General features: G+C 67.4%; 1 protein-coding gene. It reads left to right on the forward strand.

Going from position 1 to position 2030, the window contains the following annotated elements; translation table 11 throughout:
• Window positions 1-265 precede the first annotated feature (265 nt).
• The gene (locus LDN04_RS16985; RefSeq protein WP_223913371.1) at window positions 266-1933 is read left to right on the forward strand and encodes a dockerin type I repeat-containing protein; all 1668 of its coding nucleotides are present in this window, start codon (window positions 266-268) and stop codon (window positions 1931-1933) included.
• Window positions 1934-2030: the final 97 nt, after the last annotated feature.

Below are 2030 nucleotides of genomic sequence, written 5' to 3' on the forward strand. Positions count from 1 at the left end.
CACCATCGTCAACACGAAACCGGTGGCAGGGGGCTTCTTAAGCTTCATCGGCGGCTACGGCACGGCCAACGGCCAGCTGATGGTGCCGTCCGACCTGCAGTTCGACCCGGCCACCGGGCGGCTTCTGGCGGTCAACGGCTACGGCAACGTCACCGTCTACGGGATCGACGGCGGCATCGATCCGGCGGGTATCCCCCTGCCCGGCATCGGCATCGATCCGGTCCCGGCTGAGATCACCGTTTCCAGCCTCACCCTCGGCGGCACCATGACGGCCGGGGCCAGCGTCAGCCTCAGCGCTCCTCTTCCCGCGGTCGCCGGGCCGGTCACCTACCCGAGCGCCACCAGTTGGACTGCCACCATCGACAATCTTTCCACCGGGCTGAACACCATCAACGTCGCGGCCCGCAACCTGGCGGGGAGCACCAGCCAGAGCGTCACCGTCAGCCGCCTTCTGCCCGCCCCCCAGCTCGACATCACCCGGGTCGCCAACTACACCGCCCAGAGTAGCCAGACCATCGGCGGCAGCGTCGCCGCCGGCTCCGCCGTCACCATCGGCAACGACCGGAACGGCACCGTTTCCGCGAATGTCGACGGCAGCAGCTGGAGCGGCAGCGTTCCGCTTCTTCCCGGGACCAACACCATCACCGTCACCGCCAGCCAGCCGGGCAGTGCCATAGCCACCGTCGTCACCGCCATAATCCTCGATAACGCGGCCCCGGTCTTGAGCGTCTCCGCCATCGCCGACGGCAGCTACACCAGCACCCCGACCCAGAACGTGAGCGGCACCGTCAGCGATCCCTGGCTCGACAAAGTCACCGTCAACGGCCAGCCGGTCGTCCTGACCGGCGACCGGTTCAGCAGCGCCGTCACCCTGAGCGGCGGCAGCAACAGCATCATCGTCACGGCCACCGACCTGGCGGGGAACACCAGTATCGACCGGCGCACCGTCTACTTCGACACCACCCTGCCGGTCATCAGCGTCACCGTCCCCGCCGACAACGCCTACACCAGCCAGGAGACCGTCACCGTCAGCGGCACCACCGACAAGCCGGCCATCGTCACCGTCAACGGCATCGCCGCCGGCCAGAGCGACAGCGGCTGGCAGGCCGACGTCAGACTGGGAGCAGGACTCAACACCGTCCTTATTGCCGCCACCGATCAGTACGGCAACAACTCCAGCCTCAAGCGGAGCATCACCCTCGACCGGGAAGCCCCCGTCATCGCCATCAGCCAGCCGGGCCAGGACCTGGCCACCGCCAGTCCGAACCTCATGCTCGCCGGGACCGCCAGCGATGCCACCCCCTTCACCCTGACCGCCAGCGTCAACGGCCAGCCCGTACCGCTGACCCTGACGGGGGGAGCGTTCGGCCTGCCTTTGGAATTTGCGGCTGAAGGGCCCTACGTCGTCACCCTCACCGCCACCGACGCCGCCGGCAACGTCAGCAGCAGCACCCGGAGCATCACCTACGATGTCACCCCGCCAACCCTCACCGTCAATCCGGTCACCGGCTACTATCCGGAACGGCTGAGCGGAACCGTCGAAACAGGGGCAACCGTCACGACAAGCGACAAGAACGGCCCGGTCGGGCGGGTCGTCATCGAGAGCAGTGTCTGGAACGCCGACCTGAGCGGCGTAAGCTACGACTCTGCCACCCTGCGGATCACCGCCGTCGATGCCGCCGGCAACCAGAGCACGCGGGGACTCGTCGTCCACGAGCCCGACGGCGACCTGAACGACGACGGGAGCGTCACCATGGCCGACGCCCTCCTGGCCATCCGGATCGTCACCGGGGGAGCCGTCCCCACGGCCGACAACCTGGCCCATGGCGACATCGGACCGCTCCTTGCCGGGCGTCCCAACCCCAACGGCAAGATAGACCTGGTCGACGCCCTGCTGATCCTGCGCCGGGCGGTCGGGCTGTCGAGCTGGTAACCGTACAGACAGATCATACCAAGCAGGAAGGACTATACATGAAGAGAGCGGTACAGATCCTGATCGGCACGGCACTCCTGGTGGCCAGTGCACAAGG

Source organism: Geobacter sp. AOG1 (genome assembly GCF_019972315.1).
GTDB lineage: Bacteria > Desulfobacterota > Desulfuromonadia > Geobacterales > Geobacteraceae > Geomobilimonas.

Coding starts and splice junctions, on each gene's coding strand:
- LDN04_RS16985 (WP_223913371.1), top strand. CDS start 266: ATGACGGCCGGGGCCAGCGTCAGCCTCAGCGCTCCTCTTCCCGCGGTC.